This is a genomic window from Candidatus Nitrososphaera evergladensis SR1 (genome assembly GCF_000730285.1).
Taxonomy (GTDB): Archaea; Thermoproteota; Nitrososphaeria; order Nitrososphaerales; family Nitrososphaeraceae; genus Nitrososphaera; species Nitrososphaera evergladensis.
Genome location: NZ_CP007174.1, coordinates 2,518,345 through 2,540,855 on the forward strand (window position 1 = coordinate 2,518,345; position 22,511 = coordinate 2,540,855).

The 22,511-nt window shown below is 53.0% G+C and carries 23 protein-coding genes; 16 read left to right on the forward strand and 7 right to left on the reverse strand.

Features of this window, described 5'->3' with window-relative positions; genetic code table 11:
• The first annotated feature begins 163 nt into the window (after positions 1-163).
• Genes NTE_RS13745 through NTE_RS13765 form a run of 5 tightly spaced genes read left to right on the forward strand, consistent with a single transcriptional unit; the run spans position 164 to position 5,977 of the window.
• Positions 164-757: a S6e family ribosomal protein gene (locus NTE_RS13745; RefSeq protein WP_226987030.1), complete on the forward strand. Its 594-nt coding sequence runs from the start codon at positions 164-166 to the stop codon at positions 755-757.
• Between the two features lie 57 nt (positions 758-814).
• Positions 815-2,077, forward strand: coding sequence for a translation initiation factor IF-2 subunit gamma (locus NTE_RS13750; protein ID WP_148701535.1), 1,263 nt, complete (start codon positions 815-817; stop codon positions 2,075-2,077).
• Positions 2,044-2,475, forward strand: a complete 432-nt coding sequence (locus NTE_RS13755; protein WP_148701536.1) for a PIN domain-containing protein — start codon at positions 2,044-2,046, stop codon at positions 2,473-2,475. Before NTE_RS13750 ends, NTE_RS13755 begins: the two co-directional genes overlap by 34 nt.
• Positions 2,476-2,510: 35 nt before the next feature.
• The gene (locus NTE_RS13760; RefSeq protein ID WP_148701537.1) at positions 2,511-3,164 is read left to right on the forward strand and encodes an MBL fold metallo-hydrolase; all 654 of its coding nucleotides are present in this window, start codon (positions 2,511-2,513) and stop codon (positions 3,162-3,164) included.
• A gap of 50 nt (positions 3,165-3,214) precedes the next feature.
• On the forward strand, positions 3,215-5,977 hold the full coding sequence (locus tag NTE_RS13765) for a peptidylprolyl isomerase (RefSeq protein WP_148701538.1): 2,763 nt from the start codon (positions 3,215-3,217) through the stop codon (positions 5,975-5,977).
• Here the strand turns inward: NTE_RS13765 and NTE_RS13770 are convergent.
• Complete coding sequence (locus NTE_RS13770; RefSeq protein WP_148701539.1) at positions 5,974-6,798, reverse strand: inositol monophosphatase family protein; 825 nt, start codon at positions 6,796-6,798, stop codon at positions 5,974-5,976. The genes NTE_RS13765 and NTE_RS13770 overlap by 4 nt on opposite strands.
• A 64-nt stretch (positions 6,799-6,862) precedes the next feature.
• Here NTE_RS13770 and NTE_RS13775 point away from each other — a divergent pair, with 64 nt between their 5' ends.
• Positions 6,863-7,249, forward strand: a complete 387-nt coding sequence (locus NTE_RS13775; protein ID WP_158385593.1) for a nuclear transport factor 2 family protein — start codon at positions 6,863-6,865, stop codon at positions 7,247-7,249.
• Between the two features lie 2 nt (positions 7,250-7,251).
• Here NTE_RS13775 and NTE_RS13780 read toward each other — a convergent pair whose 3' ends face one another.
• The gene (locus NTE_RS13780; protein ID WP_148701541.1) at positions 7,252-8,229 is read right to left on the reverse strand and encodes a deoxyhypusine synthase; all 978 of its coding nucleotides are present in this window, start codon (positions 8,227-8,229) and stop codon (positions 7,252-7,254) included.
• A 37-nt stretch (positions 8,230-8,266) separates the two neighbouring features.
• On the opposite strand from NTE_RS13780, the gene NTE_RS17195 reads away from it, so the two are divergent.
• Together NTE_RS17195 and NTE_RS13785 are read left to right on the forward strand one after the other, a co-directional pair.
• Positions 8,267-8,461: a hypothetical protein gene (locus NTE_RS17195; protein ID WP_226987031.1), complete on the forward strand. Its 195-nt coding sequence runs from the start codon at positions 8,267-8,269 to the stop codon at positions 8,459-8,461.
• 25 nt (positions 8,462-8,486) lie between these two features.
• Positions 8,487-9,608, forward strand: coding sequence for a homospermidine biosynthesis protein (locus NTE_RS13785; protein WP_148701542.1), 1,122 nt, complete (start codon positions 8,487-8,489; stop codon positions 9,606-9,608).
• On the opposite strand, the gene NTE_RS13790 is transcribed toward NTE_RS13785, so the two are convergent.
• The gene (locus NTE_RS13790; RefSeq protein WP_148701543.1) at positions 9,603-9,992 is read right to left on the reverse strand and encodes a hypothetical protein; all 390 of its coding nucleotides are present in this window, start codon (positions 9,990-9,992) and stop codon (positions 9,603-9,605) included. The two genes, NTE_RS13785 and NTE_RS13790, sit on opposite strands and share 6 nt — an antisense overlap.
• A gap of 87 nt (positions 9,993-10,079) precedes the next feature.
• Here NTE_RS13790 and thpR point away from each other — a divergent pair, with 87 nt between their 5' ends.
• Genes thpR through NTE_RS13815 form a run of 5 tightly spaced genes read left to right on the forward strand, consistent with a single transcriptional unit; the run spans position 10,080 to position 14,148 of the window.
• Complete coding sequence (gene thpR, locus NTE_RS13795; protein WP_158385595.1) at positions 10,080-10,637, forward strand: RNA 2',3'-cyclic phosphodiesterase; 558 nt, start codon at positions 10,080-10,082, stop codon at positions 10,635-10,637.
• Complete coding sequence (cca, locus tag NTE_RS13800) at positions 10,634-11,995, forward strand: CCA tRNA nucleotidyltransferase (protein WP_158385597.1); 1,362 nt, start codon at positions 10,634-10,636, stop codon at positions 11,993-11,995. The genes thpR and cca overlap by 4 nt, the downstream gene beginning before the upstream one ends.
• Complete coding sequence (locus NTE_RS13805; RefSeq protein WP_148701546.1) at positions 11,958-12,740, forward strand: serine/threonine protein kinase; 783 nt, start codon at positions 11,958-11,960, stop codon at positions 12,738-12,740. The genes cca and NTE_RS13805 overlap by 38 nt, the downstream gene beginning before the upstream one ends.
• Before the next feature lie 57 nt (positions 12,741-12,797).
• Positions 12,798-13,529 (forward strand): proteasome assembly chaperone family protein, encoded by a 732-nt coding sequence (locus NTE_RS13810; RefSeq protein WP_226987282.1) that lies wholly within the window; start codon positions 12,798-12,800, stop codon positions 13,527-13,529.
• A gap of 10 nt (positions 13,530-13,539) precedes the next feature.
• Positions 13,540-14,148 carry a DNA-3-methyladenine glycosylase family protein gene (locus tag NTE_RS13815; protein ID WP_148701548.1) on the forward strand — a complete coding sequence of 203 codons (609 nt, stop codon included), beginning with the start codon at positions 13,540-13,542 and terminating at the stop codon, positions 14,146-14,148.
• Here NTE_RS13815 and NTE_RS13820 read toward each other — a convergent pair.
• The 3 genes from NTE_RS13820 to NTE_RS13830 form a co-directional block, all read right to left on the reverse strand.
• Positions 14,138-14,659 carry a DUF6659 family protein gene (locus tag NTE_RS13820; RefSeq protein ID WP_148701549.1) on the reverse strand — a complete coding sequence of 174 codons (522 nt, stop codon included), beginning with the start codon at positions 14,657-14,659 and terminating at the stop codon, positions 14,138-14,140. The genes NTE_RS13815 and NTE_RS13820 overlap by 11 nt on opposite strands.
• Positions 14,660-14,739: 80 nt before the next feature.
• Positions 14,740-15,480 (reverse strand): 50S ribosomal protein L2, encoded by a 741-nt coding sequence (locus NTE_RS13825; protein ID WP_148701550.1) that lies wholly within the window; start codon positions 15,478-15,480, stop codon positions 14,740-14,742.
• A gap of 49 nt (positions 15,481-15,529) precedes the next feature.
• On the reverse strand, positions 15,530-16,015 hold the full coding sequence (locus tag NTE_RS13830) for a VOC family protein (RefSeq protein ID WP_148701551.1): 486 nt from the start codon (positions 16,013-16,015) through the stop codon (positions 15,530-15,532).
• A 153-nt stretch (positions 16,016-16,168) separates the two neighbouring features.
• On the opposite strand from NTE_RS13830, the gene NTE_RS13835 reads away from it, so the two are divergent.
• Positions 16,169-18,034 (forward strand): nitrite/sulfite reductase, encoded by a 1,866-nt coding sequence (locus NTE_RS13835; RefSeq protein WP_148701552.1) that lies wholly within the window; start codon positions 16,169-16,171, stop codon positions 18,032-18,034.
• A gap of 119 nt (positions 18,035-18,153) precedes the next feature.
• Positions 18,154-18,939, forward strand: a complete 786-nt coding sequence (locus NTE_RS13840; protein ID WP_420835312.1) for a sulfurtransferase — start codon at positions 18,154-18,156, stop codon at positions 18,937-18,939.
• Here NTE_RS13840 and NTE_RS13845 read toward each other — a convergent pair.
• Positions 18,915-20,096 carry an RNA-guided endonuclease InsQ/TnpB family protein gene (locus NTE_RS13845; protein WP_226987283.1) on the reverse strand — a complete coding sequence of 394 codons (1,182 nt, stop codon included), beginning with the start codon at positions 20,094-20,096 and terminating at the stop codon, positions 18,915-18,917. The two genes, NTE_RS13840 and NTE_RS13845, sit on opposite strands and share 25 nt — an antisense overlap.
• A 189-nt stretch (positions 20,097-20,285) precedes the next feature.
• On the opposite strand from NTE_RS13845, the gene NTE_RS13850 reads away from it, so the two are divergent.
• Entirely contained in the window at positions 20,286-22,490 is a 2,205-nt protein-coding gene (locus tag NTE_RS13850; protein WP_148701555.1) for a hypothetical protein, read from the forward strand.
• The last annotated feature ends 21 nt before the right edge of the window (positions 22,491-22,511 follow it).

A 22,511-nucleotide genomic window follows, 5' to 3' on the forward strand; every position in this document is an offset into this window, starting at 1 on the left:
AGCGAAGATGACATGCTGTCATGTTCTTCATTTCAAAGCCACATCTTAGACATTCGATAACTTCCTCGGTTTCTGCCACGCCTATGCTTTCAGGTACGAGCTTTTAACCGTTTCAATCATTCTTGGAATTAATTCCTTTAAACTGCCTGGATGACGTACAGTCATGAGCTACATGGAATTCCTGTCGCTCTTGTCAAGGACCTTTGGGTATACGCGCAACATCAAGATTCTTGACTGCATGTTGAACGTTCCCGCAAGCGAGTTTACAAAGAGAGAATTGAGGCAATTAAGCCAAAGGTTAATTAAATCCAAAAGGCGCCTTGATTCTGCAATGGCGCAGTTCAAGTTAGTCATTTCCGACTCGACAGGCAGGAGCGTGTCGCAGGAGCTCAAGGACAGGGCCGCGCAGCCGCTGCTTGGTGCGAGGATCGGCTCTGTTCTTGATTCATCCGTAATAGGCATTACAGGTGGCAAGGTCAAGATAACCGGCGGCTCTGACAAGGCAGGCACCCCGATGCGCTCTGACGTGCACGGAGGAGTAAAGAAGTACGTCCTGATGTCCGAAGGCGTCGGCGCCAAGAACCTCGAAGGCGGCAGGATCCGCAAGCTGGTCAGGGGCAACATGGTCACGGAGGAGATTTATCAGTTGAACGTCAGCCTGGTTGAAGGCAAGCTGCCGGAAAAGCCAAAGGAAGAAGCGCCAGCTGCAGCAGCCGAAGCAGTGGCTCCGGCAAAAGAAGAAAAGAAGAAAAAGTAATTTTTCACTCCTTCTTCCTTACCTTAATATCTGAGAGAATTAAACGGTAGATATCAATTGCACTGGAAAGAGACACTGCCGGACTGGTACATCAAGGAATTTGGATACCAGCCCAGCGTTAACATTGGCACGTCGGGCCACGTGGACCACGGCAAGACAACGCTTGTTGAAGCCATCACAGGCGTTTGGACGAGCGCCCACAGCGAGGAGCTCAGGCGCGGCATTACGATTAAAGTTGGTTATGCAGACGCGGCGTTTTACAAATGCACTGGGTGCGAGCCACCGCAGTGCTACGGGACGCAGCCGACCTGCGAAGGGTGCGGCGGCAAGGCAGAGCTTTTGCGCGTCGTGAGTTTTGTCGACTCGCCCGGCCACGAGTCTTTGATGGCAAACATGCTTTCCGGCGCCGCCCTCATGGACGGCGCCATCCTGGTGATGGCGGCAAACGAAAAGGTTCCGCAGCCGCAGACCCGCGAGCACCTTCTTGCGCTTTCAGTTCTGGGAATACAGCAGCTCGTCCTCGTGCAGAACAAGGCCGACCTCACTACGTACGAGGAGGCGATGGACAACTACAAGCAGATAAAGGACTTTGTAAAGGGGAGCATCGCCGACAAGGCGCCCATCGTTCCCGTGTCTGCGCAGCACCGGCTCAACATCGACGCGCTCATCGAGGCCATTGAAACCAACATCAAGACTCCAAAGAGGCTCAAGGACGTGCCTCCGATAATGCACGCGCTGCGCTCGTTTGACATCAACAAGCCGGGCGCGCCGATAAAGCAGGTCAAGGGCGGAATCCTGGGAGGCGCCCTGGTACAGGGCGAGTTTTCTGTCGGCGACGAGATAGAGATAAGGCCGGGACTGGTGGACGAAAAGAAAAACAGGTACGAGCCGATAACTTCTGTAATTTCCACGCTTGGCACCGGCGCCGGCCTTGTGGAGAACGTCAAGCCTGGCGGCCTTGTCGCAATCGGGACGAAACTTGACCCGACGTACACAAAGAGCGATTCTCTGATAGGCTCTGTCATTGGCAAGCCGGGGACGCTTCCAAAGGACGTGGAAGACGTGACTGTAGAGACGCACCTCTTTGACACGGCAGTTGGCACGCAGGACATGGTCAAGGTCGAGCCGATAAAGGCAAAAGAGCCGCTGAGGCTCAACATCGGCACCGCAGCCGCGGTTGGCACCGTTACCAGCGTTCGCGACGGCAAGATGGAAGTGAAACTGAAAAAGCCGGTGTGCCTGATGCCAAAGAGCAGGGTCGCCATCAGCCGCAGGATCGCAGAAAGGTGGCGCCTGATCGGGTCAGGGATAGCGGTCTAGAATACACCATGCAGGTCCTCTGTGACACAAGTTTCCTCATGGTCCTCGTGGAAAAGCCGATAAAATACATTGACAGGATAGAGCACGAGTTTGGCCGGCTTGACTTTATCGTGCCGGAAATTGTGGTTGGCGAATTAAGGAGGCTTGCAGAAAAGGCGGGGCCCAAGCGCGCCATGATGGCCAAGACGGCACTTGAAGTCATCAATGCAAAATTCAGGCAGGTGCAGATTCCAAAGGCCGCGCACGTAGACGACGCAATAGTCGAGTACGCGACGGAGAACAAGTGCGCGGTGGCGACCATCGACACCAACCTGCGCAGGCGCCTTATCGCAAACGAGGTGCTTGTATTAACATTGAGCCGCGACAGGCTTGTGGTGGCAAACCCAAACCTCGGCTAAAGAAAACTTAAATAAATTTCAGACGAGATTCTTCCATGCTCGATTACAAGGGGATAAAGTTCCACTGGCTTGGCCATGACGGCTTTAGGATTGTCGCCGGCGGCAAGACCATCTATGTGGACCCGTACGAGATGACCAAGGCTCAGCATGGGAAAAACGACGCTGACATTGTCATGATAACCCATAACCACTATGACCACCTGAGCATGGACGACCTGAAACAGGTTGTTGGCAAGAAAACAGAGCTAGTCGCCGCCAAGGAATGCGCAGAGCAGCTAAAGCCGCTTGGGCTTGCGGTCAAAGCGGTGGCGCCGGGCGACAGGGTGACCGTGCAGGGCGTGCAGGTTGAGGCAGTTGCCGCGTACAACACCAACAAAAAGTTCCATCCAAAGGGCGACAAGAAGGTCGGCTACGTGATAACGCTGAATGGCATGCGCGTCTACCACTCTGGCGACACTGACGACATACAAGAGATGTCGCAGGTGCAGCCCGACATTGCGCTCGTGCCGGTCTCTGGCACGTACGTCATGACGGCAGACGAGGCTGCAAAGGCAGTCAACGAGAAGATAAAGCCGAAAATGCTTGCCATTCCGATGCACTATGCGTCAATAGTCGGCTCTGAAAAGGACGCGGCGCGCTTTAAAGAGCTCGTCAGGGCCTGCCCTGTGGAGATATTGGAGCGCGAATAAGGCCGACAGTACCTTAAAAAAGAGGTAAAGGCTCCACAAACGGCAATAATATGTTGCAGGGAGGCAAGTCGCTGTTCAGCGTTGGCTCTTTTGAGTTCCAGACAAAGCACCTTCTAATCATAGCCGTCCTTGCGATGGCCTTTTCAATAGCAGTCATAATGAGGTCGTACCCGATAAAGTACGGCGCGTACCTCAACGAGTTTGATCCGTACTTTGACTACAGGGCCACGAAGTACATCCTCGACAACGGCCTTGACGCATACTGGAAGTGGCACGACACCATGTCATGGTATCCGGAAGGGCGCAACATCCCTGCCAGCTCGCAGTCCGGGCTGCACGTGACTGCCGCGATAATGTACTCCATGTTTGGAGGCGGCGGATCGCTCATGGACTTTACCATAATGTTTCCAGTCGTAATCGGCTCGCTCACTGTCATTGTTGTCTTTGCGCTTGTGCGCGTCCTTGCAGGCACCACCGCGGGGCTCTTTGCGTCGCTCTTGTTTGCGCTCAGCCCGCCAATCATCCTCAGGGGCAACCTCGGCTGGTTCAAGTCGGAGCCCCTTGGCCTGTTCTTTGGCCTTTTGGCCGCGTACCTGTTCATCTCTGCCATCAGGCACAAAGAGATCAAGTACGCCATACCAAAGGCGGTGCTTGGCGGCCTGCTCCTTGGCCTTGCAAACGCGTCATGGGGTGGAATACAGTACTTCAGCATACCAATAGCCCTGTTCTTCCTTGCGCTCCCGTTCTTCAGGCGCGACCTGACGATACCGATGTACGTGGCAGTCGCCTTTACGGTATTTACGCTCATTTCTGCAGCAGCGTTCCCAAGGCCGGGAATGTCGTTCATTGCAGGATTGCCCGGCATCGCCATGATAGGCTCCACGGTTTTCCTAGTTGCGGCCAACTTTGTCAGCAAGCTGAGCAAGGACAACGAGCGCACAAGGCAGCGCAACATGGCGTTTCTGCTCATCGCCTTCATAGCCGGCGGGTTGGGCCTGATAGCTACAGGCTCATACATCTCGCCCAGCTTTAGATACATAAATGCAATCTTTCCAGGCATTTCATCGCAGAACGCGCTGGTCGAGTCGGTGGCAGAGCACCTCACTCCTACAATAGCAGACTATTTCGTCGACTTTTCCATCCTGCTGATGTTTGCAGGCTTTGGCGCGTGGATGGCTTTTCAGAGGCGCAACGACGCGGCAGTGTTTGCGCTTATCATCGGCATCACTGGCGTCTATGTTAGCGCCACGTTTGCACGCCTGCTCGTGTTTGCGTCAATAGGCATCATCGTGCTTGCCAGCATCGGCCTCTTTGAGATAACAAGGAGCATCCTTGAAACAAGAGAAGCGCAGGCCAGCGGCCCGCAAAAGGGCAAGCGCAAGGAAGCGTTGGCAAAACAGCCGACGGGAACAGCATTCAGGATGGTCTACGTAGGCATTGTAATAGCCATGCTGCTCATCCCCGTGTTTTACCCTCCAAACTCCAACTGGGTAGACGCCGTCAACGTGCCTACCGCCATTGGAAACGGAGGCACGGTTTTCAGGACCACGAGCACGGACTGGCTTGATGCGACCAAGTGGATATCAGAGCACACAGAGAAAGACGCGGTCATTGCGTCATGGTGGGACTATGGCTACTGGATAACTACGCTTGGCAACCGCACAACGATTGCCGACAATGCGACCATCAACCAGACCCGCATCGAGTCGATAGCCAAGATGTTCTCCGGCGACGAACAGTCGGGCATAAAGATAGCCCAGGACCTGAAGGCGGACTATGTCGTAGTCTATGTTGTCGGCCAGCACCAGTTTACAGGCACGCAGAACGCTACCGGCATATCCGTGCCGGTGTACACCCTCGGGCAGGGCGGAGAGGAGAGCAAAAAGAACTGGATAATGAGGATCGGTGGCTTTGACACTGCAAAATACATAGAAAGCGACGGCTTTACGCCCAAGCCGGCGTTCTGGACTAACACGCTCCTTGGCAAGCTCATACCGTACGAGCCGGGATCTTATGTTTCGTTCACTCCGACAGGCATAAGCCCTCCCCGGCCGACTTATCAGCCGGGCACGGTGCAGCTTTACACAAAGAATGTAAAGTATCCTGCTGATGGCGACCCCAACCTGCCATTCCACCTGGCGTACGCGTCGCCCAGCTTTTACGACAACAGCAGCAGGATCGTGACAGGCGTCATGATATACAAGGTCAACAAGGACTATGTGCCGCACCCCACGCGCGACCCGTACAGCCCTACAAACACAACGCTGGCAGACATGACGCCGGGCCCGCAGATAGCCGAGATAAATACCACGCAGGGCATGATAAAGGCAGAGTTCTTCCCAAAGGCGGCCCCGAAAACAGTTGACAACTTTATCAAGCTTGCCAACGAGGGCTTTTACGACGGGACGGCGTTCCACAGACTCATTCCCGGCTTTGTGATACAGGGCGGAGACCCGCTGACCAAGAATGCGACTGCAGACAGGAACCGGTGGGGAACCGGCGGGCCGGGGTATACAATAGACGCAGAGTTTACCGACATCCCTCACACCAGGGGCATACTGTCGATGGCAAGGACAGCCGACGACCCAAACAGCGCCGGCTCGCAGTTCTTTGTCGTACTTGACAACAACGAGCAGATAAGGGCGGCTCTTGACGGCCAGTACACCGCCTTTGGGCGCGTGATAGAAGGAATGGACGTCGTGGACAAGATATCAAACCTGCCCACCGTCGGCGGAAGCGACCAAAGGGTCAGCGACCATATCGCAAACCCTGATGACGCAAGGATAATTTCCGTGAAAATAGTGCCCCGCTAGAGCGCCCTCAAAAGGTCATAGTGGATTATTCCGTTCGTGGCCACGATGTCCAGCTTTTCAAATACGGGAAACGCCGGCTTGCTTCCGTCAAGGAGCGTCCACCTGCCGCCTGCCTCCTCAAGTATCAGGCCGGCTGCCGCAATGTCCCACATCGACAGGTCGTTGTTTATCGTGCCGTCAAGCCGCCCAGAGGCGACGTACGCGACTTCAAGGCACAGGCTCCCAAGCTTGTGAAAGCGCCTTATCTTTTTCAAGATGTTTGCGTTGATGCGCTCAAACCTGTTCTGGTCGAACTTGGTGTGGTTCACGTTCAGGTACAGCTCTTCAATGTTGCGCCTCTTTGTGACAGACATCCTGTTACCGTTTAAAAACGCGCCCCCGCCCAAGACTGCGGTAAACTCTTCGTTGTGGTTTGGGTCGACAAGGACGCCGGCCAGTGTCTGCGTGCCCTTGCAGAGCGCAATGGACGTGCAAAAGAACGGAATCCCGATCACAAAGCTTGCGGTGCCGTCAAGCGGGTCTATGACAAAGTAATAGCCGTCCTTTTTCACGCCGGCGTTGACCTGCCTGTCCTGCTCCTCCGCCACAAAGGGGATGTCTGGAAACTGCCCTTTCAGATACGACATTATGAGCGCCTGCGACTCGCCATCCACCCTTGTCACAAGCGAGCGGTCGTGCTTTATTGAAACGTCATAAGTGGCCGAGTCACCAAAGTTGTCCTTTAGCAGTTTTGCGGCCTGCCTGCCGGCGGCAAGTGAGTGTCGCAGTACGTCTTTTTCCTCCAGTTCCAAATAGTGTGCTTGCTGGTTTGCAAGCCGCAATAATAATCGTTTCCGGCACCACTAACAATGTTTAATACAGTTCTTTTGCAAAAAAATGTTGGCATTGGGAATTTCAAAAGAGTTTGTACAAGAGCACATTGACAGGTGGGTCAGGGCTTGGAACAGCCGCGACCTTGCCGCAGTCCTTGCCATGTATTCTGACGATGTCGAGTTTGCAAGCCCCAAGATCAAGGTGGTAATGCCGGAAAAAAGCGAGGGCAGGGTAAAGGGCAAAAAAGAGCTTGAAAAGTACTGGTCGCTTGCGCTGCAAAAGCACCACGAGCTGCATTTCACCCCGGTAGCCTTTGCGATAAATAATGACAATAACGAGTGCTTTTTCGAGTACAGCTCTTTGCTGAACGGCCAGAAAACGCTCGTGGTGGAAAAGTTCCAGTTTTCAGACAGCAAAGACGGCCTTATCGTCAGGTCAAGCGCGTTTTATGGCGCGTAAAGCTAGCGGCGTGCAGCTGCTGCAGCCGCAATCGCCGCGTAGATGAACGGCAAGAGCGTCGAAGCCTCGCCGTGGATGGTCGTCTGCCTTGCCTTTGTCGTGACCTTGCCCCACGATATCGCCTCGGCCACCAGCGCGCCCGACAGGCTCCCATCCCATTCCGGCGCTGTCGTGATGTAGACAGCGTAGTCGAGTCCCCCGCGGTACTGATTCCACCAGAGCGTGTGGTGCTTTGATATCCCGCCCCCTATCATGAATGCGCCGGATTTCTTGGCGTCAAACACCATGTCTGAAAGCTTTGTCTCATCCTTTAGCAGGTTGAGCTTGAAATCCTTGTGCTGCTGGTTGAACAGCCATATCTGGCTCCCGACCGCGCCGTCGACTATGCCCGGGACTATGACGGGTATCTTGTTCTTGTGGGCCCAGTACAGAAACGACGACTCGTCAAGCGTGCTCCCGATGTAATCGGCGATTTCATAGGTCGACACGTCGCGGTGGCCTGCCTTGTACATGCCGCTCAGGCATTCCTGCACCTTTTCTTCGATGAGCGGGCCGTACGCGGTCATTGGCACGAGCACGTTTCCAAGGCGGTGGACTTTTTTCTTCAAGAGCGTCGTGTCGTCCATGCGAAAGTCGCCTGCGTAGTACTTGTCGTACGACCTTGCGATGTCGTGGTCAAGTGCGCCACACGTCGTGATGACCACGTCAAACATCCTGTTCTTTAGCATGTCCCGGACGATTCCGCGAGCTCCGGTGGACATCAGCGCGGCAACAAATGACAGAAACTTGGTGCACTGCGGCTCGTCAACTATCATCCTCTTCAGGATGTCTACTCCGTCAGAGAGGTTGCGCGACTCGAAGCCGCCCGAGCTTGCCATGCTTGTAAATATCGAGTTCACGTCAGAATCCTTGGAAATAGCATGATCCTTTACTGCGCTGTGCAGAAGGTCGTCTCTGCTCTTTTTTGTCTTGCTGGCCATTTTACAGCGCCGTACAGGGCGCGCTATAATAAAAATAATGTCCTGCATATTTAGAAAAAAAGAAATTCACCCAACCTCCAGACCTAGAAATTTAATACGTGAAATCCATCTGACAAGAGTTTTTCTTTACGCTGACGTGTTCAAGGACAAAAAGCCAAGGAGCTTTGACGAAGTTTTTGAAATGGAAAAACAAGTAGAGGATGATACAGCCACGTACAACAGAATTTTTTAAATTCAGGTGCCCTTCTAGCTAAGGGGTGCACGACCACAACGGCCACAACCATGACAATGGTGATGATTCAAGACACACTTTTTCCGGACGCAAGATAGACCCACCGACGGTTTCTCCAAACATGACAGTTCCGGATTTGATAAAGTTCTACGGCTCGACAGGCTACAATGCAAGGAGGCTTGCAGAGGCTGCCGAGATACTGCAGGACATGATAGACACCGGCTCCACCGTCTGCCTGACACTTGCCGGCGCCATGACGCCGATAGGCATGGGCAAGACGATATCAAAGATGATAGAAGCTGGGTTCATAGACTGGATTGTGGCGACGGGCGCAAACGTGTACCACGACCTGCACTTTGCATACGGCCTGCCGGTAAAGCAGGGCCACTTTGACGTCGACGACGACGTGCTCTATGCAAAGCAGATTGTTCGCATTTACGACGTGTACATCAAGGAGATGGAGACTCTGCAGGCGCAAGACCTCTTGGTCCAGAAGGACATTGCAGAAAGGTCGGACGAAATACCAAAGAATGCGTCCACGGCAGACATTGCCTACGCGCTTGGCAAGGCCGCAAAAGAGAACGCGAAATACTCTGACAAGTCATTTCTGGTAAAGGCGTACGAGCACAATGTTCCTGTCTACATGCCGGCAATAGGCGACTCGTCAATTGGGCTCAACATGCTCCCGCTCTTGCTTGAGGGCAAGGGCGTTTTCCCAAACACGATACTTGACGTCGCAGAATCTGCGGCGATTCTCTGGAAGAGCAAGAGATCCGGCGGGCTGGAGCTTGGCGGAGGCGTGCCGAAAAACTTTTTCCAGCAGACAGGGCCGGCGCTGTACCAGATACTAAAGATAAAGGAGGGAGGGCAGGACTATTTGATCCAGATGACGGACGCAAGGCCGGACACAGGCGGCCTTTCCGGCGCGACCCTGCAGGAGGGCAAGAGCTGGGGCAAGATCAAGACGTCGCACCGGGGAAACGTCATCGTGTACGGCGACTCGTCCGTGTATTTCCCGCTGCTCTGCTCTTATGCGCTCTCTGTATGCAAGCCAAGGAAGCAAAAAGAGATCTATGCCAAAAAAGACAAGTGGGTGCAGGAAATGAAAAAGATCTACTTTGCCAACAGTAACAAGAAAAAGTCATGAGAATACTTCGTTCTTGACGACCCACTTGCCTCCCTTTAGCGACATCTCTAGCTGCCCCACGAGGTTGCCGTTTGAATAGACCTTGGCAAACTCGGAGCTGGAGCCAAACATCGACGCAAGGAGGTCTTTCTTTTCGTGGTAGCCGGATTCCAGGGTCTTGACGCCCAGCTTGCCGCTTGCCCTCTTGATGATGTTGCGCGCGGCCGGCCACTCGCCCTTCCAAGAGATGAATTCAAAGCCGCCGAACTTGACGGTCGACATCGTGTGGCCCTCTTTTAGTTTGGCCTCGAACTTGATGTTGTTCTTTTTTGCGTACTCGTTCATCCAGGCTACCGCCTTTTCGCCCTTGCCCCGCTCCACCGCAAAGCTGTCCGCGCCGGCCACGCGACAACATCGCACGCGCAATTATTTAATCGATTGCAGGCAGGCGGCAGCAAAAAATATTATAAACAAACTTGTCGGACAGGAATTGTGCGGGCTTTTGTCGCAGTTGATGCTCCGGGGACCGAGATAGCAGAACTCCAGCAAGAGATGATGTCTTTTTCCGGGTGGAGCGCAAGAGAAGTCAAGCCGGTGGAGCAAAACAATTTTCATTTCACGCTGATATTCCTTGGCGAGATAACCGGCCAGCAGGCAGAAAAGGTCAAGGAAAAGCTTGCAAAAGTAAGGTTTGAGCCTTTTCCCATCACGTACACAGGCGTGGGTGCATTCCCAAAGGCGTCAAACGCAAGGATCGTCTGGGTCGGGCTTGACCCAGAAGGGTCGGCCATGCTTCAGGAGCTTGCAGGGCAGGTCGTCGCAAAGACGGCAGAAGCAGGCTTTGTGCCGGACAAGCCGTTTTCGCCACACCTTACGATTTTCCGGGCAAAGAATAGGCACGTTGCAGTCGACACGGCAAAATACGCAGGCAAGACCTTTGGCACGAGCATTGTCGACAGGGTGTACCTGAAGAAAAGCGAGCTTGCCCCTTCTGGGCCGACGTACTCGAACATTTATACCGTCAGCGCCGCAGAGGAAAAGGGAGCTTGACAGATAACACCATCGAAGGCGTCCTTGCAAAGGCACTCGCACTGTGCAACCCGACGGCCGCGGAAGAAAAGAGGATAACCGCGGTCGCAGAGGAGGCAAAAAAGCTCGTGGAGCAAAAGAGCAAGGCAACTTCTTCAGAAGTAAGGGAGATCATTTTTGGCGGCTCGTTTGCCAAGGGAACGTGGCTCCACGGCGATGCAGACATTGACATTTTCCTCAAGGTCGACCCTTCTGTCAGCGAGGAGAGGTTTGAAAAGCTGGGAGTCGAGATAGGCAGGCAAGCTCTAAGGAAATACAAGCCCAAGCTGCGCTACTCGGACCACCCGTACGTCGAGGCGACAGTCAGGGGCATCAGGATAAACGTCGTTCCCTGCTACGACGTGCAAAGGGGCCAGTGGAAGAGCGCGGCTGACAGGTCGCCTTTTCACACGCAGTACATTATGGAAACGCTTGACGTAGCCAAGAAAGAGCAGGTCAGGCTCTTGAAAAAATTCCTAAAATCAACAGGTATCTACGGTGCCGAGATATCCACCGGCGGCTTTTCCGGCTATGTCTCTGAGGTGCTGATAGCGAAATACGGCTCGCTTGAAGGCGCGCTTGCGGCAGCCGCGGAATTCAGGCAGGGGCAGGTCGTTTCGGTCGGCGACTATGACGCAGACATTTCAAAGGGGTTTTCAAGCCCGCTTGTGATAATCGACCCGATTGACCCAAGGCGCAACCTTGGGACTGCGATATCGCCAGAGAGCGTCGGCAGATTTGCGCTTGCCGCAAGGGCATTTTTGCACAATCCTTCTGAAAAATTCTTTGCAAGGCAAAAGCCAAGCGTCAACAAAAAGCTGTACAGAAACGTGCTGGTGGTAGAGTTTTCGCACAGGGAGCGCAGCCCCGACACGATATGGGGTCAGCTGAAGCGCAGCGCCAACTCGGTTGCCAAGCAGCTAGAGCTTGCAGGCTTTACGGTTTTCAGGACGACTTGCAACACCGACGAGAAAAAGAGCGGCGCGTTTGCGTTCCTGCTTGAATCGCTTGCACTGCCAGAGTACATGATGCGCAAGGGACCCGAGATCGCAAGGGCAAAAGACATGGAGAGCTTTGTGATGGCTGCAAGGTCGCTTGCAATGTGGGCTGACAGGGAGATGAGAGTATCAGCAATAGTAGAAAGAAAGGCCACCGACGCAGGACAGCTTGTAAAGACGCTGCTTGGCAGGCCGCCAGAAGCAAACGGGATTGCAAGGGACATGATAACAGGCAGGGTCAAGGTTTATAGTGCAAGCGGGCGGAGGAGATTTCCAGGTCTGGTGAAAGAGGCCGTTGACGAACTTGTCTCGACAGAGAATCTCATTTTCTTCTTCAAGTGAGCTCGTTCTTGGCTCGCCCGAGCTTGCCAAGATACTGACGTACCCTCGCGGGAGCGATGAAGAATATGCGTCGCGCCTTGCAGAGCTAAAGGGCCTTGGCGTGACTGCGGTTTTTGCAGGAGGTAGGACGGTGATAGGGGGCACAAGCATCGCAGGCAAGGGCTGTGTCGGGCTCGTGGTAAGGGCAAAGGCGCACGGAAGGACATGCGCGCTCAAGATCAGAAGAACCGACGCCAACAGGCCTACCATGCACGACGAGGTGAAATACCACAGGATTGCAAACGGCGCCGGCGTGGGCCCGGAGCTTGTCGGTTATTCGGACAATTTCATGCTGATGGAGTTTGCAGAAGGCACGACGATAGCTGAATGGGCGCAGGGCAAAAAATTAATTGACATCAAGCAGGCGTCTGCAGTAGCAAGGTCTGCCCTTGAGCAATGCTACGCGCTTGACAGGGCAGGGCTTGACCACGGCGAGCTCTCCCATGTCGACAGGCACATCATAGTCGACAATGACACAAAGGCCACCACCATCATCATCGACTTTGAAAGTGCAAGCACGGAACGCAAGCCGTCAAACGTCTCTGCCGCCGGCCAGTCGCTTCTCGTGTCCGGCGCCGTCGCAAGCACTCTTGCGCAAGTCCTGCGGGTTGACAGAGAAGCCGCAATAGGCGCACTCAAAAAATACAAGCGCGACCAGACGCGTGAAAATTTCGACGCAATCCTGGCGCTTGTTGCTTTTGCCTAACTACTATATAGGCAAGCTATATTTTTTAACTCAAGCTGCGTAGCAGCGCCGTTGGCTGTGCCTGAAATCGACATACGCAAGCTGAAAAACGTGAACCTAAAGGGCGGAATAGTGGTTGACGGCTTTCCAAGCGTCGGCCTTGCAAATGCCATCGCCTCAGAGTGCCTGATACATTCGCTCAAGACAGAATTTGTGGCGGTCATTGACTCGTCGGCGTTTCCGCCTCTTTCGATAATCAAAAACGCCATGCCCAACTTTCCAGCGCGGGTCTACGCAAACGAGGATCTAAAGCTGGCAATGTTTGTATCAGAGCTGAACCTCGACCCTTCTATGTTCCGGCCAGTAGCCAACATGATGATCGAGTGGGCCCTTGACAGCAACTGCGACCTCATCATCAGCGCGGCTGGAATCCCGTACGAGGAAGGTGAGGGCACAAAGGAAAGCCCGCCGGTGTTTGCGGTAGGGAGCACGCCGGCCGCGCTCAAAAGAGCGGCAGAGGCAGGCATCCCGCCTGTCATGAACGGCTCTGTCTCTGGCATACCGGCGATACTGCTCAACGAAGGCGCCTGGCGCAACTATGACGTGATTGTGCTCATGGTAAAGGTGGTGCGCGACATGCCCGACTTTAGGGCAGGCGCCGCCGTTGCAGAAGCGCTTGCCAAGCTTGCGCCGGGTGCCTCGTGTGACGTGCCGGCACTGCTGAAAGAGGCGGAGGGCATGGAAAAGACCCTGAAAAGGATACGCAGTGAGCAGCAGGCCGCGCTTCCAAAGGAACCGTTCTACGGCTGATGATTAGGATATGGACGCAATTTTGCACCACCTCTCAGGCGTTGACGAGCGCCTCGGCAGCATAATCACATCAGTCGGCAGCTACACGATAGCAACCGGCGGCGACCCGTTCCAGTCGCTTGTGCGCTCCATAATGTACCAGCAGCTTGCCGGCAGCGCGGCTGACGCCATCCACGCGCGGTTTCTGGGGCTGTACAGAGGAAGGTTCCCCTCGCCGGTCAGGCTTGCCGCCACTCCTGAAGCGCAGCTGCGGGCAATAGGGCTTTCCGGCAGAAAGACAGAGTATGTGAAAGGACTTGCAGCAGACGTGTCCGGCGGCAGGCTGGACCTCGCATCGCTTGCCGCAATGGAAGACGAGCTGGTCATAGAGCAGTTGACCACGGTCAGGGGGATAGGCAGGTGGACGGCAGAGATGTTTTTGATCTTTTGCCTCGGCAGGCCCGACGTGCTCCCAGTGGGCGACCTTGGCCCGCAAAAGGCCGTGCAAAAGGCGTATTTTCTGCGGAAACTGCCGTCGCCGGAAAGGATGGAAAAGATTGCCAGGCCGTGGCGGCCCTACAGGAGCGTCGCCACCTGGTACCTGTGGAAGTCGCTTGAAAAGTTCAAGACTATAGGCTGATCTTCATTTCCTGCGCAAGCGCCTTTACGGTGTTGACGTCAAGGTCCAGCTGCTCGGCCACGAGATCTTCTGATATCCCGGATTCAAGCAGGTTGCGCAGCGCTTCTTTCTTTTCCGCGTTGACGATGTTTGCAGGTGGGTAGAGCGACAATTCGCCCTCCACTGACTTTACATATTGCTGCACCTTGCCGGTCAGCTCGTCGAGGCTGACGTCGGCTTCTGTAGAGAACACCAGTATGTGGTCCTTGATGGGCATGCTGACGAGCCTCACAGTGTCATAATTGTAGACGACGGATTGCAGAGTGCCCAGCTCTTTTGAGAATATCTTGCGCAGGTCTATGATGTACGCAGACTGCGACAGGCTTATCTCGTTGCTCCTATCCGAAAGGCGTGCGGGCGCGTCTTCCCTCCTGACGCCGGCGTAAAGGTGGCCAGACTTTTCAACTATTCCGGCAAAACGGATCTTGGGGTTCAGTGCAAGTACGTTCTTGGAAAACTGCTCGGCTCTCATATTTTACACACTCTTAAACTTGGGACGGAATATTAGGTTTTTTGAATAAGAAAAGGAAAAGGAGGGAAAAAGTGAAGGCTTTACGCCTTTTGTGGGACTTCTTTTATCCTGCCGCGGCCGGTCTTTTTCGGCGCGATGTTGCCCACCTTGCGTCCTGGCGGCGTGTTCCTCGACACCGACGACTGGCGGCCAATGTGCTGGTGCCTTCCACCTCCGTGCGGGTGGTAGACGGCTGCCTGCGCAATGCCCCTGACCGTCGGGTACAGCCTGCCGTGGGCCTGCATGTACTTTGCCCTGTTTCCGGCCTTCAAAAATGGCTTTTCCTTCCTGCCTGCGCCTGCGATGGTTCCAATCATTGCCCGGCATTTTGCGTTTAGCGTCAGGAACTTGCCAGACGGGAACTTGATCGTGACTCCCTCCGTGCCGTGCGCAAAGACGATGGCGCCCGAGCCGGCAGCCTTTATCAGCTTGCCTCCGTCGCCGGCGTTCTTTTCAATGTTGCATACAAGCGTCCCGTCCGGGACCGATTCGAGGGCAAGGATGTTGCCCTTGGTTGCCGGCGAGCCCTGGCCGACCTGTATGGTGCTTCCGACTATGGTGCCCTCTGGCGCCGGGACGTACGAGTGGCGGCCATCGTCAAAGGATACCTTTGCCAGCGGCGCATCGCGCCCCCTCTCGTGAACAATGTCAACTACCGTACCTTTGTGATTCTCTTCTAGCTTGAAATTGGGATATTTTGCTGGTGCTATCTTGCCGACTATGATCGCGCGGAACTGCTTGCCTCCGCGGCCTCGGCGGCGCACTAGTGTTCGCTTGCCCATTTATTATCCACAGTCAAGCCTGCCGATAGGTGATTTTAAGCTTGTGCTATTATTGTTGCTTCTGCTGCTGGGACGCAAAGAACTCTGCGCCGGCCTTCTCCATCTGCTTCTTTGTGAGGTTTTTCTTGCGGGTTGCAACCCACCAGACGTGCCCAGACGGGTCGACAAGCTGGCCCGCCCTGTCGCCCCAGAACATATCCATGACAGGCATGGTAGCAGTGGCGCCTGCCCTCACGGCCTGGTCAAAAAGCTTGTCTACGTTCTTTACGTACAGCCATATGCTGCCGCTCGGCCCGCCCACGGACTGCGGCGAGAAGGCTTTCATCTCTGGCATCTCATCAACCAGCGTAAAACGAGAGTCACCTATCTTTAGTTCCGCATGTGCTATGGTCTTGCCGTCCGGCATATAGAAGCGGCCGCCTTCCTTGGCGCCAAACGCCTTTTTGTAAAACTCGATCGCCTGCGTGCCGTTCTTGACAATTATAGAGGGTGTTATCGTGCGGTACCCCTTTGGTATCGGGCTGACCTTTGCCATGCGTCACAGTTGTCCCCAGGCGGTATTAAGGCTTGTGAGTACGCGCATGCACACAGATGACGCATTATTGCCGCCAATCTCAGGCGCGGCTACCAATTATTCCCTTATCCACAAAAAATATATGATTTAAAACGACCATTTCATGCAGAGATAATGAGCAAGTCCAGAGTGGCTACTACAACAGCCGCCAACTCCAAGCAGAAAGGTATCTCGCCCCCAAAGCCCAACCCTAGATGGGGCAGGGAGGAGGAGACAGAGTTTTTCGCAAAAAAGGTCAAGCTTTTCAGACAAGGCAAGATTAGTGAAGACGATTTTCGCCGTTTCAGGCTGCAGCACGGCGCCTACGGATCGCGCCTGCACGCCGATTACAGCATGGTAAGGATAAAGGTTCCGTCAGGAGAGATAACCGCAGAGCAGGTTGAAAAGATAGCAAGCCTCTCAGAGGCGTTCTCGATAGGCTCGGCGCACGTCTCGACCCGCCAGAACATCCAGCTGCACTGGGTGCAATTGGAAGACGTGAGCGAAGTGATGCGCGGCCTGGTAGAAGCAGGATTGACCACGAGGGAGGCATGCGGCAACACCGTCAGAAACGTCATGTGCAGCCACTTTGCAGGCGTGTGTCCGGACGAGGCGTTTGACGCCACTCCGTACGCTATGGCGATTGCAAGGTTCTTTTTGAGAAACCCGATGTGCCAGAACCTTCCGCGCAAGTTCAAGATCAACTTTGGCTGCTGCGAAAAGCACGGCCTGGTTAAAGTCGCAGACATTGGCCTCGTGCCCACAGTAAAGGAAGGAGAAAATGGCGCAAAGGTCAGGGGGTTCAGGATATACCTTGGCGGGGGGCTTGGCGCCGCGTCGTTCATCGGCCACGCACTTGAAGATTTCACCCCGGAAGACCGCGTCCTTGCCACGTGCATGGCGACAGTCAGGCTGTTTGACAGGCACGGAAACCGCGAGAACATGGCCAGAAACAGGATGCGCTACTTGGTGCACGAGACAGGCTGGGAGAAATTCCAAAAGATGGTGCTGAAGGAGCGCACGGCAGTCGAGATGACGACCTCGCTTGCCACTGCTTCCATGTACGACGTCAAGTCGCAGGAGGACAAGCGCCAGCTTCCAAAGGCGCCTTCTTCCCGCATGGCAAAGCTGCCAATGTTTGACAAGGTGACAAAGGACGGCCCGGCGTTTGAGCGCTGGCTGCATTCCAACACGGTGCCTCAAAAGCAGGAGGGCTACTTTACGGTGTTTGTGACGCTGGGCGCAGGCGACATCACCGCAAGCCAGCTGCGCGTCCTTGCGTCTGCGATACGCGACTTTTCTGCAGAGGGCGCGGCAAGGAACACGCCCCAGCAGAACTTTGCGATACGATACGTGCGCGGCACGGACCTTCGCGACTTTTACAACAGGCTTGCAACGGCAGGCCTTGCAAACCCAGGCGCACTCACCATTGCATCTTCCGTAGGCTGCTCTGGCACGACATCGTGCAACCTTGCGATCACCAACTCGCACAGGCTGGCAAAGGAGGTCCAGCGCAAGTTCCTGGAGCTTGGGCTTGACACCGACGACGACCTGCGCGACGCCACGATAAAGATAAGCGGCTGCCCCAACTCGTGCGGCCAGCATGAAATAGCCACAATCGGCTTTTTCGGCGGCGCCTCAAGGATTGGAAACGCCATGTCGCCAACCTACACAATGCTGTTTGGAGGAAGCGCAGGCGAGCAGGGCGAGCTTGGAAGGTCGGTGATGCGCGTGCCGGCAAAGCGCGTCATTGACGCGATACTAAAGATAATCGAGATGTACAGGTCAGAGCGCGTACAGGGCGAGACGCTCCACCAGTGGGTCGTAAAGGTGGTAAAGGGCCAAGGAACCGGCGCCATAAAGAGCCTTGAAGACATCAAGAACGCGCTCGTACCGGTCATCCAGCTCCCCGCAATCGAGCAAGACCCTGACGCCTACCGCGACTATGGCAGCGACGCCAAGTTCACTGCCAAGACGGCAAGGGGAGAATGCGCGGCTTGAGAAAAAAGGTAGTAGCAGCAAAGGCCAAAGTCAAGGCAAAGCCAAAGCCCAAAGCCGTCGTAAAAAAGGCCAAGCCTGCTGCTGTGGCAACAACAACAAAAAAACAGGAATTTGTCCAGCTGCCCATAGTGTGCGATGCTGACACGCTCCGCACCCTTGTGCGCAAAAAATCAGTGCGCGTAGTCGACGTCCGCAAGGCAGACGACTATGCCGCCGGCCACATCCCTACCGCGGTTTCACTGCCGCTTGCGCGCCTGCTTGAGGACGACAAGCCCGAGCGCGTCGTGCAACTGCTGGAGGAGTTTGGCATCACCGAAAAGATGCCCGTGGTGATATACGACGACACGTTTGGCGCGCTCGCCGCCAGAGTGGCATGGACGTTCCAGTACGTCGGCCACACAAACACGGCGCTCTTGGAAATGACGTTTGGGCAGTGGAAGGAGCTTGGCCTCGAGACAGAGACAAAGCCCAACAAGTATCCTCCCTCAAAGCACCCGCTTGCAATAAACAGGGACATTTACGCAGACGCGCAGTACGTCGAGGCCGCGCAGTCGCAGCAGGGCAAGCTGCTGGTCGATTCCCGGGAGCGCCTGAACTTTCTGACTGAACACATCCCCACCGCAAGGAACATCCCCTACACGATGCTTGGCGCAAACGGCAACATACTGAGAAAGGCAGACGAGCTAAAGCGCATGATAGAAAACCGCGGCATCGCGCCAGATTCAGAGATAATTACGTACTGCGGAAGCGTCGGCACGCTGTCGGGCCTTGCATACTATGCGCTAAAGCTTGCCGGCTACAACAACGTCAAGCTGTATCCAAAGTCGTTCAAGGAATGGAAGTCGCTCGGCAAGCCCAAGGACGAGTTCAAGGAAGCCAACTACTGGGACCTTTCAGCGGAGTGAATTGCCTGCGCTTTAAAGAGTGAGGCTTCCTGCTTCAGCGACCGCGCTTGCACGCCAACGCTGGCGAGTAGAGGCGCAATTTCCACAGGCGTAAATTCCCGCAATCCCTGCGGTAGAGTCGTCAGACCTTCATTCAAGATGTTCAGGCTTGCATTGTAGTCGCGATCTAGAGTTAAGCCACATTTGTTACATCTATGAAGTCTGACTGCAAGTGTCTTTGGCACAGTATTACCGCACTTTGAGCAATTGATTGAAGTGTACGCCGGCCCCACACCAACAACCATCTTGGCTTTGTACTCAAGCATTGTCTTGAACGTACCCCATCCTGAATCCATGATGTGGCGTGCAACATGGTGGTTCTTTACCATATTCGATATGCGCAGGCGTTCTAGGAATATTAGGTCGTACTTGCTTGCATATTCGGTTGAGAGCTTGTGTAGGAAGTCATGACGCTTGTTAGCTATTCGTTGATACAGATGTGCTACCCACGATTTAGCTTTCTTTCTATTATTGGAACCTCTCTTCCTCCGCGATACCTTCCGCTGTGCCCTTCTGAGCGGCCGAATCATCTTTGAGAGGAACAGAGGATTATCTATTTCATGATCGTCACTATCATATGCGAACTTGGTGATACCTACATCAATACCTATAGACTTGCGCGTGTCAACGAATCTGAATATTGATTTTGCAATTTCGCACGTAACTACTGCATACCACTTTCTCGCCTGTCTGACAACCATAACCTGTTTGACTTTGGTCGGTTGCCTATGCAACACTATTTTAATGCTGCCGATTTTTAATAACCACAGCTTGTCATTCTCAATTCTGAATCCCGATTGGTTGTAAGTGAATGAATTGCATTTGCCCGGCTTGCAAAACTTCAAACTGCCTGTTCTTCGGCCGTGTTCTTCCAATACTTCAAGGGCACGCCAAGCAGCTGCAACCTTTGTGCTGACCATCTGTAGCATCTTTGAATGATATTTCCTCAGAATGGGCTGTCGTTCTTTCAGCTCTGTCAAAGCATAATTCATATCATTACGCGACCTGAGGTTACTGCTTACAAAATAGTTGTAGACAACCCTATTGATTTCCAGTGTTTCCACAAGTTTCTGTTCTACTTCCCGTGTTGGATAGAGTCGAAACTTGTAGTTACGCATCATCGCATCTGCTTTGGCATACGATCTATTATTTAACATCAGAAGCACCCTGAGGAGAGGGAGTGGTAGGAATTACACTATAGACAAGGTTCGTCTACCCCGCATGAGTTTTTTTATTATGCTCATTATCTTGGTAAACCCGCAAGAGACCTCGTTGCGGTTATATCCTGAAGTTATCATACCGCTAGCGTGAGCCTTATCGGTATTGATAGTATTGTTCAGGAGATCGAAGATAGAAGGCTTTACAACGATGATGAGATTACGGCATTTCTTGTGCATAAGGGAATAGTCAATAGAGAGCAAAAGATACAGCTTTTCAAGGCAATAACGGAAGATTTCCTATATGATCATAGCTTTATGCAGAATCACATTATGGAAGTCTTTTCTGATGGAGATGACTTTGTAGATCTTATTCTCCACCTGTCATCAAAGAATTACCATTCTTCTGTAAGCAAGCTCGCTGACGCTTACAAACATGATCCTGTTCAGGCCCTTAATCTATATGACAAGATCTTGAAGAACGATTCAAAAAGCAGGTCTATACCACTAGCGCAAATTCTGTTTGGCATCGGCAAGAACGATCTAACCAAGTTCTATTCTATGTTGGACTTTTCTGACCAGCGGCCAGAAATAAAAACTGCGTACATAGAGGCACTGAGGTACCTGAGCTATGAAGTCAGCATCAAGAAATCTTCGATAGACTATGTGATCGAACAGTCTGATTCCGTTGACGCTGGGATACGAGAAACAGCCATCCACTTTATGCTCAGCGCGGGAATCGATGATATAGATGTCAGGAATAGATTAGTAGAGCTCGCATCGAACGGCCAACAAAATGACAAGATAAGAATCGGATGGAACGGATTAATCTTGCAAAAAAGGAACAAGAGCTTATGTCTCGAACTAGTAAAGTTGCTTTCAGAGTCTGAAGATATTGCTGTACTGAAGAGCTTAGGTATAACTATGGGTTCAGTTGCCGAAGACTATCCAGTTGAATGTCTTGAAATAATTAGGCGCTGGTTCAATACCGAGTCCCTCAGGAACAAAATCAGCACGGGTTGGGCGCCAGAACGCGTTGATGCATATTTGCTCAAATGGATAACAGAAGAGAAGGATGAGCTTATTCTCAAGTTCGACTTACCCAAGCTGATATGGGATATTTTCGAGAAAGGCGACAAGACTAGACTTTTAAATATTCTGTACAAGATAGATGTATCCACTGAAGGCGGACTCACAGTATTTGATGAAGTTGCGGGAAAGGCGCTCTCTGAAATGCATAAAAATCCACAGCATGATTCCACATTTGTAGAGAGATGCCATGAGCTAGTATGTAGAATGGCTATCGCCAGAGGGGTTGACCCTTCAACCATAAAAATAAACAAAGATGACAAGACCTTGCTTACACTTGCGATCCTAGAGAGAGCTACGGCTGATAAGAAGGAGATAGACTTTTCTGCAGTGTTATCAAATGTGGCTCAATACAAAAATATTGAACGTCTAGTAGGGCGCAAGTGGTTTGAAGAAAGAGCGTCAAAGAAGGATACGAGCCAACCTTTGATATGGCTTCTTGCCAAAGCAAACCCCAAAGAGGAGGAAATAAAACAGCTTTTTGAAGAGCTCGAGAAGTACAAAGACGACCAATTGCGCAAGTGGTCTGTATTGATGGCCATCAGGTTAAAGCTCCAACCTTACGCCGTCCTTGAACACATAGACAGATCCATTGCCATCTTTATGAAAGATCCTCTACCACGATTGAAGGCAGTGCGCGACAGCCTGATCAATCCCGACCAGATCTATCAAACAGTAGGAGAGCTTGTTCTAGCAGCACACCTCAGAGCAGCTTATCCAGCCGAGATACAATTCAAAGTAGGTAAGAAGATTGCAGGTTGTAGGACAATCATAGAAGGTAAGGAGATCATAATTGAGGTGGTGAACCCAGACATGTCTCTAGAGTCGAAATATCTCAGGGGCGTGCTCACTCAGGCGGGAAATCGAACCAAGAGCCAGATAAAGAATAAGCTGAAAGAACAGATACCAGAGATTGCCAAGAATACAGATGCACCCATATTCCTTGCTATAAACCGCGGAAGGTCTGGTATTGACGATATGGAGATCGCAGATACGTTATATGGAAGCTTGAAGGTGAGGATGTATCTCGATAAAGAAACGAGCAAAGTTGTAAAGAGTGAATCCTTTAGGGAGGCAGACGGCATATCCACAGACAACGCCGGCAGGCAGGTTAGCGGGGTCATTTTCTACAATACGGTGTTTGATTTTTCAGACTTCAAAGAGAAGCTTGAAGGGGATATATTCGAGAATGACACAGATAGACCTGTCAGCAAGGACATGATAAAGAAGATGAAGGAAGTGCTATTCAATAAGGCATTACCATAAGATTGCAAGACCCTATCCAAG